Source organism: Duganella vulcania (genome assembly GCF_009857655.1).
Classification (GTDB): domain Bacteria; phylum Pseudomonadota; class Gammaproteobacteria; order Burkholderiales; family Burkholderiaceae_D; genus Rugamonas; species Rugamonas vulcania.
Genome location: NZ_WWCX01000002.1, coordinates 102,386 through 118,658 on the forward strand (window position 1 = coordinate 102,386; position 16,273 = coordinate 118,658).

The following is a 16,273-nucleotide window of genomic DNA, read 5'->3' on the forward strand; positions in this document are numbered from 1 at the left end:
CCGTTTTAGTGGGCGACGGCGTGGATGGACTTCTCGCCGCCCACGCTGGCCGGACGCGGGTTCAGGCGGTCCAGGCGGCCGCTGAGCGCGGTCAGGCCCAGGGCACTCAGCACCACCAGGCCGCCGGCCCAGCCGGTATGCACCAGGCCAAGATGATCGACGATCAGGCCGCCGCCCCAGGCGCCGCCGGCGATGCCGACGTTGAACGCGGCGATGTTCAAGCCCGAGGCCACATCGACGGCATGCGGCGTGAAGTGCTCGGCCTGCCGCACCACGTACACTTGCAGCCCGGCGACGTTACCGAAGGCCACCGCGCCCCACAACAGCACGGTCGCCAGCACCAGCCATTTGTACGGCGCCGCAAAGCTCAGCACGAACAGCACGGCGGCCAGGCCGAGGAAGATGATCTTCAGCGCGCCGACCGGGCCGCGCCGGTCGGCCAGCCTGCCGCCCCAGATATTCCCCACCGCGACGGACACGCCGTACACCAGCATCACCAGGCCGACCGTGTTGGCGCTGAAGCCGGTCACGTCCTGCAGGATCGGCGCCAGATAGGTGAAGGCCGTGAACGAGCCGCCATAGCCGAGCGCGGTGATCGCATACACCAGCAGCAGGCGCGGCTCGCCCAGCACCTTCACCTGTTGCAGCAGCGAGGCGGGCTTGCTGTGCTTGATGGTCGACGGCACGAACAGCAGGCTGCCGACAAAGGCCAGCACGCCCAGCGCGGACACGGCCAGGAAGGTCTCGCGCCAGCCGAAGTGTTGGCCGATGAAGGTACCCAGCGGCACGCCGGTCACCAGCGCCACGGTCAGGCCGGTGAACATGATGGCGATCGCGCTGGCGGCCTTTTCCTTCGGCACCAGCGAGGTGGCGATGGTCGAGCCGATCGAGAAGAACACGCCATGCGCCAGGCCGGTGAGGATGCGCGCGGCCACCAGCGATTCGTAGCCGGGCGCTTTCCACGCCAGCAGATTGCCGAGGGTGAACAGCACCATCAGCGACAGCAGCAGTATCTTGCGCGGCACCTTGCCGGTAAGCGCGGTCAGCACCGGCGCACCGACGGCCACGCCCAGCGCATACAGGCTAACCAGCAGGCCGGCCGACGGCAGGTTCACGCCCAGGTCGGCGGCGATGGTCGGCAGCAGGCCGACAATGACAAACTCGGTGGTCCCGATGGCAAACGCGCTGATGGTCAGCGCCAGCAAGGCAATAGGCATGACATTCACTCCTGAAAAGTTAATGTCATGCAGTATCGGGATTTTCTTTACCGGGAAATAGACACGAAAGTGGTAATGATATTTGCTCCACAGGCAATAATCATCATTCTATCTTGCCCAACAGCCGGGTAAGGCGGTCGACCGCGCCAGGGATCCGCTCCAGCGCCGGGTAGCGCAGCGATCCGAAATAGTCGATGCTGGCCGCATGTTCGGCACCGTCCGCCGCGAAGGTCAACTCGATGGGCTGTCTGCTGGCGGCGGCCGAGCGTATCCCCTGTTTCAAGGCTTCATCGCTGTACGGCTGCTTGCCGACGGACAGCAGCTTGGCGCCGATGCTGATCCCGGCGCGGAATGCCGGACCATCCCAGGCCACGCTTTTGACCGCGCCGCCGCGCCCCATGACGACACCGAGCGATGAGGAAAGATCGGCGCCGCCCAAGTCCGCCTCATGCTGCACAAAGAACTCGCTGGGCTGGTCGGTGTAGACCAGGCGGTAGCCGCCGCGTTGCAGACCGTCCAGCAGATGGGTATCGTCGTGCGCGTTCAGGCGGCTGGTGAAGTACTCCGCCCAGTTGTAGGCCACGATGCGGTTCAGGGTTCGGCAGACATCGTCGAAGGTGTAGGTCGAGATCGTGCGGCTGTTCTGCCCCGCGCCAAAGAACACGGCGGCGAAATCCGCCAGGCTTTTCCTGTCGCCGCTCAGTTCGCGCAGCAGCATGTCCACGTCCAGCCATAGCAGCACGCCATCGGGATAGTAGTCTTCCCTCCGTTGCCAGTCACGCCAGTTCACCTGCTTGCCCGGTACATACAGCGCGTCGATGGTGCTGTCCTGCAGCGATTTCCACTGGCGCCCCTTGCGCTCGCTCATCAGCGAGGCAGTCTCCGCCAGCGCATCCAGGCCTTGCTGCACCGTGCGCATGCCCAGGCGCGACGCCATGACGTCGGCCCAGAACTCGGTTTGCCCTTCGTAGACCCACAGCAGGCTGCCGCGCATCGGCAGGTTCAGGTTGGGCGACCACAGATCGGCCGGCTGCCTCGTGCGGCCGTTCCAGGAGTGCGCGAACTCGTGCACGATCAGGTTAGCCAGGAACATCTGCTCGCCGGGATTGCTCGCATAGCCGGCCGATACATTGATCTCGGTGGATTCCTGGTGCTCATAGCCGCCTCCGGACTGCATCACGTCGGACAGCGACATCAGGAAATCGAAATGACGATAGTGCTGAGAGCGGAACAGCTGCGGCACCGTGGCGACCATGGTCTTGAACCGGGCCAGCCATTCCGGCGGCAGTTCCAGCGCCGCATCGGAATCGCCGAACAAATTCAGGCGCACCGGCACCGAGGGCGCCGCGGTCAGGTCGAGGCGTTTGTAGTGCAGGCCGGCATAGACCGGGGCATCGACCAGGTCTTCGAAATTGGCCTGCTTGAACGTGACGCGATTGGCGGCGGCGTGCGCCGTTTCCAGCGAGGTGGCGTATTGAAAATCCCTGGGAAGCGCCAGCTCGGCCTGCACCGCGATATTGCGGATGAACCAGCCCGCCGGATACAGCGCGACCTTGTGCCAAGGCAGCGTCAACATGTGCGGAGAGGTCAGCTTGGGGCCGTGCAGGCCGGGGAGAAACTGGAATTCGACGTCCAGCTCGCGGACGCCTGGCGGCACGCTGAGCCGGAAGGCAAACGGGTTGGCCGGATCGCGCCGCCAGTCCAGCCGCCGCGCGCCGGCCTTGATCACCAGGCCGGCCAGCGGCGCCGCCTCCTGGGTGGGCGAGTGGCTGCCGGTTTCCCATTGCGGATACAGCAGCACCATCGCGCCGGGCTGTTGCACCGGAATGGTTTCGTGGACGCGGAATATCTTGTGGACGGTGTCGGTCGCGTCGACCTTCAGCTGGATGGTGCCGCGAAAGGGCCGGTCGCGCGGGGTTTCAATCCCGGCGGCGTCGGGCACGGGCTGCGGGCCCACGCTGGCGTAGACGGGCGCCGCGATCCCTATGGCGGCCAATAAAGCGAGTGGCAGAATTTTCATGTCGAGAGTGCACTGGGAATCGAAACCTCTTCACCCGCAAAATGCATGCCAGTCGAAAAAAGCGGAACCCACGGGCAAGCATGGGCGCAGCGCCGTCCGCTGCGCGGCCAGCGGTGTCCGCCGGACGTCCGCTGCCGACGTGTCGCTTTTATTCCGCCTTGGTCAGCTCGACACCGTCCACGGTCATCTTCATCTTCTTGTCCTGCAGGTGCGGCGGCTGGGTGACGACAAAGGTGCTGCGCAGGATGCCGACACCCACGTCGAAGTTATCGCCATTGAAATCGAGGATGTCGACGTTGAGGTCGAGGTTCTTGCCCGGCTGGTTGCGCTTGTAGTGCAGTTTGCCGTTCGCTTCGATATTGAGCTCCATGTCCTTGCCCTTCCAGTCGCCGATGTAGGCGCGCTTGGCAGCGGGGATGGGCTGCGGATCGGCTTGCGCTATCATGGGCGCGGCCAGTGCGCAAAGAAGCAAAACGGATTTGAATGTCATGACAGTCCTTTTCGGCTAGAGTGAAGATAGTTAAAATAGCAACCCAATTGTACCGCTCCGCCCCGATGAATTCCGAAAAACTTGCCCTGCTGCTGACGCGTGAAATGCCTTACGGTAAATACAAAGGCCGCGTCATCGCCGACCTGCCCGGCCACTACCTGGGCTGGTTCGCGCGCGAGGGCTTTCCTTCCGGCGAACTGGGCGGCCTGATCGCGCTGATGTACGAGCTCGACCACAATGACCTGCGCAGCCTGCTCGATCCGCTGCGCCAGGCCCGGCTACGATAAACGGCTTGGCTAGGCCGGCAGTTCGTCGCTGCAGCCGCTTTCCACCTTGTCCAGGGCCTCGGACAGCGCGACGCGCAGCACGGCCAGCGAGTGCGCCTTGTTTTCCACCTCACGGATTTTTTCGCGGATCAGCAAGCGCTTTTCGCTTGGCGCCAGCGCCTGCCGCTCCCAGGCGCCGATCACATCGGCGATTTCCTTCAGCGTGAAGCCCAGCGCCTTGGCGTGCGTGATGAGCTCGATGCGCCGCAAGGCCAGCGGCGAATACTCCTTGTAGTTGTTGCTCAGATGCGGCTGGGCCGCCTCGTTGAGCAGACCCATGCGTTCATAGAACCGGACCGTGTCGCGCGACACGCCGGCCCGCGACGCAATTTCTCCAATACGCATTACCGCTTCCCTTCCTGTCGAAACGCGGACAGCGCTTGACCGTGGACCTTGGTCCACGCTTTACAGTCAGCGCTCCCTCAACAAATCAATTCACCATGCGACCACTCAACTATCGCAACACCACCGTTATGGTAACAGGCGCCTCGTCCGGCATCGGCCTGGCCTATGCCCGTGCGCTGGCGGCACGCGGCGCGGATCTGATCCTTGTCGCCCGCTCCGAGGACAAGCTCAACAACCTGGCGCGGGAGCTGGCGCAGCGCCACAACATCCGGGCGGTCGCGCTGGCGGCCGACCTGACCGGGGCCGGCGCAGCCGCCGGCGTCCTGGCCAGGGCCAGCGCGCTGGGCCTGACGCCCGACATCCTGATCAACAACGCCGGCTTCGCGACGCACGGCCATTTCGAGGCGCTGCCGCTGGAACGGCAACTCGATGAGATCTCGCTGAACTGCCGGGCCGTCGTCGAGCTCAGCCACGCTGCACTGCCGGCCATGCTGGCGAAGGGAGGCGGAGCCATCATCAACGTGGCGTCGACCGCCGCCTTGCAGCCACTGCCCTACATGGCCATCTACGGCGCCACCAAGGCTTTCGTGCTGTCGTTGTCGGAAGCCCTGTGGCAGGAGTATCGCGCGCGCGGCGTGCGTGTACTGGCCGTGTGTCCGGGCGCGACCGATACCGCTTTCTTCGATGTGGTCGGCGCGGCCGAGGCCGGGGTCGGCAAGCGGATGGCGGCGGAGACGGTGGTCGAAGCCAGCCTGCGGGCGCTGGATCGCGGCCGCAGCCACGTCGTTCCCGGCGGCGCCAACCGCATGCTGGGATGGCTGCCCCGGTTGCTGCCGCGGCAAACGATATTGCAGATCGTCGCGAACATGCTGCGGCCGCGCCAGCCGGCCGGGACGGCTAGAGCATCCCGATATCCTTGAGCCAGTTTTCAACCAGCGCCGGCCACGACGAGATCGGATGATCCTTGTCCCGCAGGCCGAAGGCGTGTCCGCCCCTGGCGAACAGATGGACCTCCGCCGGCACGCCCGCCTGGTTCAGGGCCCGCGCATATAGCGTGCTGTTGCAGATGGGGTCGACCGGGTCGTCCCAGGCCTGCAGCAGGAAGGTCGGCGGCGTTTTCGCGGTGACGCGGATGCTGGGTTCGAGCGTGCCGCCGGCCCGGCACAGGTGGCCGGGATACAGCGCGATCGCAAAATCCGGACGGCTGCTGAGCTTGTCGGCCGCATCGACCGGCTTGTACGCCGGCGCGAAGATATTGCTGGTCTGCGCCACCAGATAGCCGCCCGCCGAGAAGCCGATCACGCCGATCTTGTCGGGATGGATGTTCAGCTCCTTGGCCCTGGACCGCACCAGCTTGATGGTCCGTTGCGCATCCTGCAGCGCGCGCGGCACCTTGGGCGTGATGTGGCAGTTGCACTTCTCGTCGTAGTAGTGGTTACCTCCGGGAACCCGGTACTTGAGCAGCACGCAGGTAATGCCGCGCGAGGTCAGCCAATCGCAGATTTCAGTGCCTTCCAGATCCATGGCCAGCACCCTGAAACCGCCGCCGGGAAACACCACGATGGCCGCCCCGGTGTTCTGGCCCTTGGGCGCATACACCGTCATGGTCGGCTGGCTGACGTCGCTGGCCTGCAGCCAGCCCCCGTGGCCGTCGCGCCGCGCAAGGGACTCCGGCTTCGGGGCGGCTATCGCATCGGGCACCGCGCCGGGCCAGAGCGGAACCTGCAATTGATCCGGCGAAGGTTGCCAGGTCTCGGCATGCGCCGGAACACAGCCGATCAACAAGGCCAGCGCAAACGGGATGATGCTGAATTTTGGCACGCAAGAACTCCTGAATCCGTATAAATAATATGGTTGATATTGCCGTCAGTGGGTTCGCTGCTCGACCTGGACCGCGTTTTCATCCACCACGAGCAACTGCGGCGCGAGGCCATGCCGCATGCGCTCCTGGAAGAAGTTGGCGCCGATGCCGTCGCTCCACTGGCCGATGGTGTAGTCCTTCAGCAGCGCGATCTGGTCCGGGTTCAGCGCCCGTTCAAGCTGGTATTCGGTGCGGCCGATCAGCCGGCCCGATGCGCTGTCGAAGTTGAATGCAAGGCTGCCGCCGCTGATGCCCGCGTCCTCCAGCTCGCCGGAGTGTTCTCCGTCCAGCAAGTAGTCTGAAAAAACTTCCTCGTCATAGGCAAGCCCGTCCAGTGTTTTGAGGATGGCAGCGTCCTCAACGAACACGCCCTCCTCGCCGGTCGCCGGGTCCACCTGCTTGAAGTCGAACACGCCTGCGTAAGCTGAAAAGGTAATGGATGCCAAAATAGTCTCCCGAGCGCCAGTAGAATGACAAGCATATCATTTCTACAACTCCATAGCTGCTTGCAGAGGCAATCGTGACGTACCGAAATTGCGAATCCGTGTATAAAGAAAACACTATTGCATCAGTGAAGGAGAACGTCATGGCAACCCAGGCCCACAGCTGCACCTGCTTCATTATCCCTCCCAGCATGCTGCGCAAGCTGGCCGACTCCGCAACCTCGCACGCGGACCGCTGCCTGCTGCTGGACCAGTGCGAAACCTCCGCCTACCTGCGCGGCCAGCGTTCGATCTCGCCGGTCGCGACGGGCGTGGCGGCCGTCGGCGAAAAACGCCGCACGGTCTACGACGCCAACCACAAGACCACCCTGCCCGGCAAGCTGATGCGTACCGAGGGCGGCGTGGCGGTGGCCGACGCCGCCGTCAACCAGGCCTATGACGGGGCCGGCATCACCTACGACTTCTACCGCGAGGTCCTCAAGCGCAACTCCATCGACAACAAGGGCTTGCGCATCGACTCGACCGTCCACTACCAGAACAAGTTCAACAACGCCTTCTGGAACGGCCAGCAGATGGTCTACGGCGACGGCGACGGCAAACTGTTCCTCGGCTTTACCGGCGCGCTCGACGTCATCGCCCACGAGCTCACCCACGGCGTCACCCAGCACGCCGTGCCGGGTGGCCTGATCTATGAGAACCAGAGCGGCGCGCTCAACGAGTCGATCTCCGATGTGTTCGGCAGCATCATCAAGCAGTGGAAGCTCAAGCAGAATGTCGAGCAGGCCGACTGGCTGATCGGCGCGGGCATCCTGGCGCCCGGCGTCGGCAAGGCGCTGCGCTCGATGGCCGATCCGGGCAATAAAGAAATTACATGGTCGGGCGACGATCAACCGAAAACCATGGCAGGATACGTGGAGGGCGGCGATGTCCACACCAATTCGGGCATCCCCAACCATGCCTTTTACGCGGCGGCCATCGCGCTCAAGGGCAATTCGTGGGACAAGGCCGGTCCGGTCTGGTACAAGGCGCTGGGTCTGCTGACGCCGAACGCCAGCTTTGCCGACATGGCCAAGGCCACCTCGCAGGCGGCGGTGTTGCTGTACGGCGCGGATTCGCCCGAGCAGCATGCGGTGCAGGCGGCGTGGAAAGTGGTCGGCGTCGTTTAGGAGAAATGGTATGACACGTTTAACGTTGCGATGCACCGGCGGCTTCACCGGACCGGCCGGCGCGCAGACGCGCACAGTCGACCTGGCGCAGTTGCCGCCGGAGCGGGCGAACGAGCTGGAACAGCTGCTGTCGGCCTGCGATTTCTTCGCGCTGCCGGACAAGCTGGTCAAGGACGCGCCGCGCTCGTCGGATTTCCAGTACGACCTCAAGGTGGACCAGGGCCAGCAGGAGCACCAGGTCCACTACCACCTGGACGCGGTGCCGGCGCCGCTCAAGGAGCTCACCGACAAGCTCCACGAAGTCGATCCCGACTAGCTGATCTTCAGCTCGGGATAGCCGGTGCGCGGGTCCAGCTCGCGCGTGAAGCGCTGGCCCGGCAGCAGCGCCAGCAGCAGTTCGGCCGTGGTGCGCACCACGCAGCCCGCGCACACATGGCCGCCCAGCACCCGCCCCTGCGCGTCCGACACCGACATGTGCAGATGCGCGCCGTCGGCCGACAGCGATCCGGCCAGCGTCAGGATTTCCAGGTCGCCGCGCAGCGTGTCCGGCTGCGGCTGGCCGGCGTAGCGCAGCTGCGCCACGCTCAGGCTGCCGATGCCCTGCAACACGTAGCCGGCCTCATGGCCGCTGGCGTACAGGGCCGCCACCAGCGCGGCGCGCAGGTCGTCGCCGGGAGCGAGGCGCAGCGCCAGCGTTTGCATCAGGCCACCATGCGCGCGAATTCGCCCTGCTCGACCAGCTTTTGCAGGTCGTTGGCGCCGCCGATCAGCGTGCCTTTCACAAAAATCATCGGGAAAGTCGGCCAGCCGGTCCACATCTTCAACGCCGTGCGCGGACGCCAGCCGCCCAGGTAGCTGCCATAGCTGAGGTACTGATAAGGCGTGCCCAGGCCGTCGAGGATCTTGCGGGCCTTGCGCGGGAAGGGATTGAGGCCCATGCCGACCACCACCACCGTGTTGGCGGCCACGGCGGCCCGCACCTCGGCCACCAGGTCGCGGTGGTAGTTGCTGACCTGCTCGCGCACGGCCGGGTGGATATGGGCTTCGTCCAGGATGTTACGGCTCATCGATATTCCTCGTTGTTGACAGATGAGCGTAAGAGTAGCCGCAACCGGCGCGGCGGCAAAGCCTTTTCCGCGCCGGCCACCGGCCGATCACAAGTTGAGCTTGGTGATCTTGGTGCCTTCCAGGTTCAGGTTGGCCATCAGGCCGGCGTTGGTCAGCACCAGCGCCTGCACCGGATTGTTGGCGGTGGTGGTGTCGAGCTCGCCGTTGGCGCCCACCTTCAGCAGCGCCACCGAACCGTCGACGCCGGCGGTCCAGCCTTTGCTGTTGCGGAATTTATCGAGCGCCTCGCGCGTCATGAACAGCAGCACCACGGCCTTCGATTGCGCGCCGGCCTGGAAGCCCACCGACACCGACGCCACGCTGTAATAGTCAACCGACTGGCCGCCGGTGCGCAGCACGCCCTTGCCATACTCGCCGCCCACCACCAGGCCGGCCGCCAGCACACGCGGGAACACCAGCACGCCGGCCGATTTGCGCACCAGCTCGCGCGAGCCCTTCACTTCGGAATACAGGCGCTCCAGCGTCGAGTAGGAACCCTGTTCGATCTCGGTGCGGACGGCGGCCGAATCGGCCTTGCCGGCGGTGGTGGTGGTGGTGCAACCGCCCAGCGCCAGTCCGGCCAACATCAACGCTGCGGTGCCACGAAGCAGAAAAGTACGTTTTTGCATGGAAGTCTCCGTAAAAGATAATAGAGCGGCAGGTTGCCATAATTGCTATGGCGTCCCCTATTCTGTCATCTTCCGGCGATTCGTGCTTTGTCCCAGCCGTATCAAACGCGGCGGCCTTGCCCGAACAGGATGGCGCGCTCCTCGTCCGACATGGCGCGGTCCTTGCGGGCGTAGACGTTCTCCACACCGATGTAGGCCTTGACGGTGGCCGGCCGCGCGCGGATCGCCTCGAACCAGCGTTGCAGGTCGGGGAAGTCGGACAGCGTCTGCCCATGCCCCTCATGCGGCACGATCCACGGATAGCAGGCGATGTCGGCGATCGAGAACTCGCCGGCGATGAACTCGCGGCCCTGCAGCTGCTTGTCCAGCACGCCGTACAGGCGGCGCGTCTCGCGGGTGTAGCGGTCGATGGCGTAAGGCACCGTCTCCGGCGCGTAGATGTTGAAGTGGCCGATCTGCCCCGCCATCGGCCCCAGCCCGGCCACCTGCCAGGTCAGCCATTGCAAGGCCACCAGCCGCGCGCGCGGATCGCGCGGCAGGCCGAAGCCGCTCTTGTCGGCCAGGTATTGCAGCATGGCGGCGGACTCGAACATGCTCAGCGGCGGGCCGCCGTCGGCCGGCGCGTGGTCGACCAGCGCCGGGATCTTGTTGTTCGGAGAAATACGCAGGTATTCTGGCGCAAACTGCTCCCCTTTGCCGATGTTCACGCGGATCAGGCGGTAGTCGATACCGGCCTCTTCCAGGTACATGGTCATTTTCAAGCCGTTGGGGGTGGCGGCGTAGTAGAGATCTATCATGGCTGTATTGTGCCTGCGGACGGCGCGCTGGCGGGATGCCAATCGCGGGATTTTTCAGGAGGCCAATCGGCCCGCATCAGCGTCCGCCGAAGGCCAGGCGTTTGCCTTCGCGCAGCATGCTGGCGAACTCGGCGGCCGGGATCGGCTGGCTGAACAGATAGCCTTGCAGCTGGTCGCAGCCCAGCTCGCGCAGGAAGCTCATCTGCTCGGCGGTCTCCACCCCTTCGGCCACGATCTCCTGGCGCAGCTGCTGCGCCATGGTGACGATGGCGCGCGCGATGGCGCAATCGTTCTCCTCGTACGGCAGGCCGACGACGAAGGAGCGGTCGATCTTCAGGGTGCTGATCGGGAATTTCTTCAGGTAGGCCAGGCTGGAATAGCCGGTGCCGAAGTCGTCCAGCGCCAGCGCCATGCCCATCGCCACCAGCTCGTTCATGATGGCGATCACGTTGTCGGTGCCGCGCATCAGCAGGCTCTCGGTGATCTCCAGGTTGATCTGGTCGGGCTGCACGCCGTGCCGCTCCAGCACCGCCGCCATGCGCCGGGGCAGCTGGCTGTCGAACTGCCGCGCCGACAGGTTGACCGCGATTGGCGGCATGATCAGGTTGGCGTCCTTCCATTCGCGCACCTGGCGGCAGGCTTCCTCCAGCACCCAGCTGCCGAGCTCGAGGATCAGGCCGGTCTCTTCCGCCACCGGGATGAACACGCCCGGCGACACCAGTCCGCGCACCGGATGGCGCCAGCGCAGCAGCGCCTCGGCGCCGACGATGCGGCCGCTGCGCAGGCTGACCTTGGGCTGGTAGTACAGCAGCAGCTCGTGGTTGCCAAGCGCCTGGCGCAGCTCGCTCTCGATGCGCAGGTGTTCCTTGGCGCGCTGGTTCATTTCCTCGCTGTAGAACAGGAAGGCCGATTCGATGCTCTGCGCCGCCTTGTTCATCGCCACGTCGGCGTAGCGGATCAGGGTCGGGACGTCGGTGCCGTCCTCGGTGTAGACGGTGATGCCGATGTGGCCGCCCACCTGCAGGCTGTGGCCGGCGATCACGATGGGCGCGGCCAGCGCGGCCAGCAGCTTTTGCGCGACGATGGCGGCATGTTCGCGCTTTTCCACGTGCAGCAGCGCCACCGCGAACTTGTGGCCGTCCAGCCGCGCCAGCACGTCGGCCTCGCGCAGCGCCAGCCGGAACAGCCGGCCGATCTCGCACAGCAGGCCGTTGCCGATGTCGTGGCCCAGCGTGTCGCTGATGGCGCCGATGCGGGCGATCTCGATCACCAGCAAGGCGCCGTGTTCCTGCGAGCGCTTGGTCTCGGTCAGCGCCTGGCTGACCAGCTGGTTGAGCAGGCACAGGTTGGGCAGGCCGGTCAGCGAATCGTAGTTGGCCATGCGCTGCATGCGCGCCTCGGCGTCCTTGTGCACGCTGATGTCGGAGAACAGCGAGAAGGTGTGGCTGATCTTGCCCTGCGCGTCGCGCACCACGCTGATCGTCACCGATTGCGGGAACAGCTCGCCGTTCTTGCGCTTGCCGATGATCTCGCCGCGCCACGGCCCCTGCCCCTGCATGGCCGAGCGCACCTTGGCGCGGAACTCGGCGTCGTGCACGCCCGAGCGCAGCAGGTCGGGCGTCTTGCCGATCGATTCCTCCGGCGTGTAGCCGGTGATGCGGGTGAACGAGGAATTGATCGACACGATGCGCTCGTGGGCGTCGGTGATCAGCACGCCCTGGTCGCTGTCCTCGATGATGCGCGCGTGCAGGTTGACCTTGTCCGCCGCCGACAGCGCCTGGTCCGCATTGGACAGCTTGACCAGCATGCCGACCGGCTCGCCGGCCTCGTCGTGGCGCAGCAGCAGATGCAGGTTCACCCAGATCAGCTCGCCGTCCTTCCGGCGCCGCCGCACCTCGGTGTGGGCGCCGCCGGCAGGATTGCCGTCGTGCTCGAAGAACAGCTCGGCGATGTTGCCATCGTCGTCGCCCTCGGCGTACAGGAACAGCACGTGCCGGCCCAGGGCCTCCTCGGTGGCGTAGCCGAACATCTGGCGGGCGCCCTCGCTCCAGGCGGTCACGTAGCCGGCCAGGTCCAGTTCCAGCACGGCGTCGGTCGTGGTGGCCGCCGGCTCCGGCAGGCCGGCGTGCGCCTCGGCCAGCGCCACGTCCAGCCGCGCCAGCGTGGCCGCCAGCGCCTCGCCCGACTCGCCGCGGGCCTGGCGGCTCAGCGCAAGGCAGAGCTCGATCGCTTCACGCATGGGGATTGCCCGCCTTGCCCGCCGCCACGCCCTGCATCCACAAATACGCCTCGGCCTGGATCTGGTTGAAGCTGGCGCCGTCGATCTGCAGCGCCTGCAGGCCCTGGGTCAGCGCCGCCAGGTCGTCGTGCTCGGCGGCCTCGACCACGTCGAGCAGTTGGCCCAGCTCGCCCTCGCGCACCAGCAGCGCCTGCTGCACGGCTTCGCTGATGGTCAGCGGCTTGAGCACCTCGGCCAGCGGCATGCCGAACAGCACACCCAGCAGCGAGAACATGCCGGCCATGAAGGCTTGCTCCTGGTGCGGCTTGTCGTGGCCGGCGGCCTTGGCCAGCAGCTCCATCGCCCGCGCCCGCACCGACACGCGCGCCAGCAGCATGGCTGAACGCTGGTCGGCCTCGCGCGACGAGAACAGCATCAGGTTGAGCCAGCGCCGCAGCTGCGAACGGCCCAGGATCAGGATGGCCTGGGAAAAACTGGTGACGCGCCGGCCGGTGCCCATGCCCAGCGAGTTCACCAGCCGCAGCAGGTGGTAGGACAAGGTCGGGTCCTGGCGCAGCAGCGCTTCGATTTCATGGGTGTCGGCGTCGGCCGAGACCAGCTGCACCAGCTTGAGCGCCAGCGCGCGCGAGGCGGCCTGGCTGCCCACCGGCTTGGGCGGCGGCGCCAGGAACCAGTCGCCTTCGATCCAGTTGGCGCCGGCGGGCAGCTCGGCGGCCAGCGCGCTGTCGCTGTGGTGGACCTTGTCGGCGGGCAGCGGCTGCCAGCCGGCCTCGTCCAGCAGATGATTGACGGCCTCGGCCTGGCCGGCGCGGTAATAGCAGCTCATGCTGCCGGAAGCGAGCTCCTGCAGCGCGCCGGCCGGCACCGCGTCGGCCTGCAAGCCGCCGGCGTCGAGCAGCAACGCCGAGGGCACGCCGTTGCGATCGGCCAGGGGATGCAAAAACACGGGCGGCATGGCGGTCGAGGCGGTCATGGGGTGTCCAGCAGAGCAATCGATGATCCCGCTATGGTACTCCGAAATTATTGGCGTCGGCCAACATTATGGAAGCGAACCGGGCAATATCAAACGATGGGGCAAATGGCCGAGCAGCCGCTCGAACAACCCCGGCTGCTTCATGCGGTCCAGCCACCACTGCAACGCCGCGCCGCGCTCGCCGCTGCGCCAGGCCAGGTGGAAGGTCTCGGCCGGCTTGGGTTCCTCGACCTGCTTTTCCACCAGCAGGCCGGCGGCGATGGCGGCCCGCGCGCACGGCTCGGGCAGGAAGCCGAAGCCCATGCCGTCCAACTGGTACTGGAACTTGGTGTGCATGTCGGGTACGGTCAGCGTGTCCTGGCCCAGCACCAGGCCGACCGTGCGCGGCGCCATCTGGCGGGCGGAGTCGGCCACGCTGACGGCGCGGTGCCGCTGCAGTTGTACGCGGTCCAGCCTGCCTTCGACCGAGGCCAGCGGATGCGACGGCGCCACCGCGAACACGAAGCCGATCTTGCCGATCGGCTGGGACACGTAGCCGCCGCCGGCCGGACCGTCGCCGGCCACGCCCACCAGCAGGTCGGCGCGGCGGTCCAGCAGCGCCTCCCAGGCGCCGGACAGCGCTTCCCGCAGCAGCCGCAGCCGGGTCTGCTGGGCGACCTGGTAGAAGGCACGGACGTCGTCGCGGAACACGCTGGCCGAGAACATCGAATCCATGCCCACGGCCAGCTCGGTCTCCCAGCCGGACGCCACCCGGCGCACGCGGTGCTCCAGGTCCTGCGCGGCCTTGAGCAGGTAGCGCCCTTCCTTGAGCAGCTCGGCGCCGGCCGCCGTCAGCTCCACGCGCGGGCCGATGCGCTCGAACACCTGCACGCCGAGGTCGTCCTCCAGCTTGCTGACAGTGTAGGAGATGGTCGAGGGCACGCGGTGCAGTTCCTTGCCGGCGGCGGAGAACGATCCGCGGCGGTCGATGGCGTCGACGATTTGCAGGGCTTCCAGGCTGAGTCTAAGCATTCGATTTTTTCGATAGTAAAGAGGTAAATTTTCCGTTTTTTCATTCAGAAGCGGAGGAATATACTGTGATTCATGGATGCAGCGATAGCGAAACACCTTTCAAAATTATCGCACATTAACTAAAAAGAAACGGAGCCTACCATGTTACAAATTCGTAGAAGTGAAGAACGCGGCGTCGCCAACCACGGCTGGCTGCAATCCCGCCATACATTCTCGTTCGGCAGCTATCACGATCCGAAACACACCGGTTTCGGTCCCCTGCTGGTGATCAATGAAGACCAGGTCCAGGGCGGCCAGGGCTTCGGCACCCACGGCCACCGCGACATGGAGATCATCTCCTACGTGCTGAGCGGCGCGCTGGAGCACAAGGACAGCATGGGCACCGGCTCGGTGCTGCACTACGGCGACGTCCAGCGCATGAGCGCCGGCAACGGCGTGCGGCACAGCGAGTTTAACCATTCGCCAAGCGAACAGGTGCATTTCCTGCAGATCTGGATCCAGCCCAACCAGACCGGCATCCCGCCCAGCTACGAGGAAAAGCACTTCTCGCCGGAAAGCAAACAGGGCCGGCTGCGCCTGATCGCCTCCAACGACGGCCGCGACGGCTCGGTGCTGATCCACCAGAATGCGGCGCTGTACGCCACCATCATGGCGGCCGGCGACCACCTGAAGCATGAGCTGGATGAAGGACGCATCGCCTACGTCCACGTGATCCGCGGCGATGTGACGGTCAACGGCACGCCGCTGAAAGACGGCGACGCGCTGAAGATCACGGCCGAAACGCAGGTCACGCTGCAGGACGCCTACGAGGCGGAAGTGCTGGTGTTCGACCTCCCTGCTTAAGCTCCCACTTAGGCTAGAGGCCGGCCTAAAAAAACTTTCCGCCAGTTTTGGTATCATGAAGGGCGCGCCGGGTCTGTTCGAACAGCCCGGCGCGCCTTTTTTACCTGAATATCAATCAATTGAAGAGCATAGCTATGTCGCAGAGCGCAGCAACCCCGGCAACCGACGAACTGGATTACATGACTTCCTGCGCCCTGCCGACCCCTTGGGCCCAGTTCACGCTGCACGCCTTTGTTGAAAAGGCCACCGGCAAGGAACACCTGGCGATGGTGCTGGGCGATATCGGCAACGGCGAGCCGGTGCTGGCGCGTGTCCACTCCGAATGCCTGACCGGCGACGTGCTGTTCTCGCAGCGCTGCGATTGCGGCGCCCAGCTCGAAGGCGCGCTCAAGCGCATCGCCGCCGAGGGCCGTGGCGTGCTGCTGTATCTGCGCCAGGAAGGCCGTGGCATCGGCCTGGTCAACAAGATCCGCGCCTACCGCCTGCAGGAAGCCGGCGCCGACACGGTGCAGGCCAACGAACAGCTGGGCTTCAAGCCCGACCAGCGCACCTACGGCCTGGTGCAGCCGATGCTGGCGCAGTTCGGCGTCAAAAGCTTACGCCTGATGACCAATAATCCGCGTAAGATCGATGCCATGACCAAACTGGGCATCGAGGTGGCCGAGCGCGTTCCGCTGCTGGTCAACCGCAACGCCTTCAACCAGCACTACCTGAATACCAAGGCCGCCAAGCTGGGCCACATGATGACGCCGCTGACCCCGGCCCCGGTGGAGGATGGCGCGCTGTAAGGTTGATTTTTAAGGATT

At 65.4% G+C, this 16,273-nt stretch carries 19 protein-coding genes; 6 read left to right on the plus strand and 13 right to left on the minus strand.

The window, feature by feature from the left end:
* Positions 1-5: 5 nt before the first annotated feature.
* The 3 genes from GTP90_RS03460 to GTP90_RS03470 form a co-directional block, all read right to left on the minus strand.
* Positions 6-1,217: an MFS transporter gene (locus tag GTP90_RS03460; RefSeq protein ID WP_161082185.1), complete on the minus strand. Its 1,212-nt coding sequence runs from the start codon at positions 1,215-1,217 to the stop codon at positions 6-8.
* 103 nt (positions 1,218-1,320) lie between these two features.
* Positions 1,321-3,237: a M61 family metallopeptidase gene (locus tag GTP90_RS03465; RefSeq protein ID WP_161082186.1), complete on the minus strand. Its 1,917-nt coding sequence runs from the start codon at positions 3,235-3,237 to the stop codon at positions 1,321-1,323.
* Between the two features lie 148 nt (positions 3,238-3,385).
* A complete protein-coding gene (locus tag GTP90_RS03470; RefSeq protein WP_161082187.1) occupies positions 3,386-3,682 on the minus strand; it encodes a hypothetical protein in 297 nt (98 codons plus the stop codon).
* 110 nt (positions 3,683-3,792) lie between these two features.
* Between GTP90_RS03470 and GTP90_RS03475 the strand changes: the two genes are divergently transcribed.
* Positions 3,793-4,014, plus strand: a complete 222-nt coding sequence (locus GTP90_RS03475; RefSeq protein ID WP_161082188.1) for a DUF3820 family protein — start codon at positions 3,793-3,795, stop codon at positions 4,012-4,014.
* 9 nt (positions 4,015-4,023) lie between these two features.
* On the opposite strand, the gene GTP90_RS03480 is transcribed toward GTP90_RS03475, so the two are convergent.
* The gene (locus GTP90_RS03480; RefSeq protein ID WP_161082189.1) at positions 4,024-4,398 is read right to left on the minus strand and encodes a MerR family transcriptional regulator; all 375 of its coding nucleotides are present in this window, start codon (positions 4,396-4,398) and stop codon (positions 4,024-4,026) included.
* Positions 4,399-4,493: 95 nt separating this feature from the next.
* Between GTP90_RS03480 and GTP90_RS03485 the strand changes: the two genes are divergently transcribed.
* On the plus strand, positions 4,494-5,318 hold the full coding sequence (locus tag GTP90_RS03485; RefSeq protein ID WP_175047962.1) for an SDR family NAD(P)-dependent oxidoreductase: 825 nt from the start codon (positions 4,494-4,496) through the stop codon (positions 5,316-5,318).
* On the opposite strand, the gene GTP90_RS03490 is transcribed toward GTP90_RS03485, so the two are convergent.
* Positions 5,296-6,219 carry an alpha/beta hydrolase gene (locus GTP90_RS03490; protein ID WP_371875014.1) on the minus strand — a complete coding sequence of 308 codons (924 nt, stop codon included), beginning with the start codon at positions 6,217-6,219 and terminating at the stop codon, positions 5,296-5,298. The genes GTP90_RS03485 and GTP90_RS03490 overlap by 23 nt on opposite strands.
* 45 nt (positions 6,220-6,264) lie before the next feature.
* The gene (locus tag GTP90_RS03495; protein ID WP_161082190.1) at positions 6,265-6,705 is read right to left on the minus strand and encodes a hypothetical protein; all 441 of its coding nucleotides are present in this window, start codon (positions 6,703-6,705) and stop codon (positions 6,265-6,267) included.
* A gap of 140 nt (positions 6,706-6,845) precedes the next feature.
* Between GTP90_RS03495 and GTP90_RS03500 the strand changes: the two genes are divergently transcribed.
* The gene (locus GTP90_RS03500) at positions 6,846-7,868 is read left to right on the plus strand and encodes a M4 family metallopeptidase (RefSeq protein ID WP_161082191.1); all 1,023 of its coding nucleotides are present in this window, start codon (positions 6,846-6,848) and stop codon (positions 7,866-7,868) included.
* A gap of 10 nt (positions 7,869-7,878) precedes the next feature.
* Positions 7,879-8,184: a protealysin inhibitor emfourin gene (locus GTP90_RS03505; RefSeq protein ID WP_175047963.1), complete on the plus strand. Its 306-nt coding sequence runs from the start codon at positions 7,879-7,881 to the stop codon at positions 8,182-8,184.
* On the opposite strand, the gene GTP90_RS03510 is transcribed toward GTP90_RS03505, so the two are convergent.
* From GTP90_RS03510 to GTP90_RS03540, 7 genes are all read right to left on the minus strand, one after another.
* On the minus strand, positions 8,181-8,570 hold the full coding sequence (locus tag GTP90_RS03510) for a PPC domain-containing DNA-binding protein (protein WP_161082192.1): 390 nt from the start codon (positions 8,568-8,570) through the stop codon (positions 8,181-8,183). The two genes, GTP90_RS03505 and GTP90_RS03510, sit on opposite strands and share 4 nt — an antisense overlap.
* Positions 8,570-8,935, minus strand: a complete 366-nt coding sequence (locus GTP90_RS03515; protein WP_161082193.1) for a glutaredoxin — start codon at positions 8,933-8,935, stop codon at positions 8,570-8,572. The genes GTP90_RS03510 and GTP90_RS03515 overlap by 1 nt, the downstream gene beginning before the upstream one ends.
* Before the next feature lie 87 nt (positions 8,936-9,022).
* The gene (locus tag GTP90_RS03520) at positions 9,023-9,604 is read right to left on the minus strand and encodes a BPSL1445 family SYLF domain-containing lipoprotein (protein ID WP_161082194.1); all 582 of its coding nucleotides are present in this window, start codon (positions 9,602-9,604) and stop codon (positions 9,023-9,025) included.
* A gap of 101 nt (positions 9,605-9,705) precedes the next feature.
* A complete protein-coding gene (locus tag GTP90_RS03525) occupies positions 9,706-10,401 on the minus strand; it encodes a glutathione S-transferase N-terminal domain-containing protein (RefSeq protein WP_161082195.1) in 696 nt (231 codons plus the stop codon).
* A gap of 76 nt (positions 10,402-10,477) precedes the next feature.
* Positions 10,478-12,640 carry a putative bifunctional diguanylate cyclase/phosphodiesterase gene (locus GTP90_RS03530; RefSeq protein WP_161082196.1) on the minus strand — a complete coding sequence of 721 codons (2,163 nt, stop codon included), beginning with the start codon at positions 12,638-12,640 and terminating at the stop codon, positions 10,478-10,480.
* Positions 12,633-13,613: an EAL and HDOD domain-containing protein gene (locus GTP90_RS03535; protein WP_161082197.1), complete on the minus strand. Its 981-nt coding sequence runs from the start codon at positions 13,611-13,613 to the stop codon at positions 12,633-12,635. The genes GTP90_RS03530 and GTP90_RS03535 overlap by 8 nt, the downstream gene beginning before the upstream one ends.
* Before the next feature lie 66 nt (positions 13,614-13,679).
* Complete coding sequence (locus GTP90_RS03540) at positions 13,680-14,624, minus strand: LysR family transcriptional regulator (RefSeq protein WP_161082198.1); 945 nt, start codon at positions 14,622-14,624, stop codon at positions 13,680-13,682.
* Positions 14,625-14,765: 141 nt separating this feature from the next.
* Between GTP90_RS03540 and GTP90_RS03545 the strand changes: the two genes are divergently transcribed.
* The gene (locus GTP90_RS03545) at positions 14,766-15,467 is read left to right on the plus strand and encodes a pirin family protein (protein ID WP_161082199.1); all 702 of its coding nucleotides are present in this window, start codon (positions 14,766-14,768) and stop codon (positions 15,465-15,467) included.
* 134 nt (positions 15,468-15,601) lie between these two features.
* Entirely contained in the window at positions 15,602-16,255 is a 654-nt protein-coding gene (gene ribA, locus GTP90_RS03550; RefSeq protein WP_161082200.1) for a GTP cyclohydrolase II, read from the plus strand.
* Positions 16,256-16,273 lie beyond the last annotated feature (18 nt).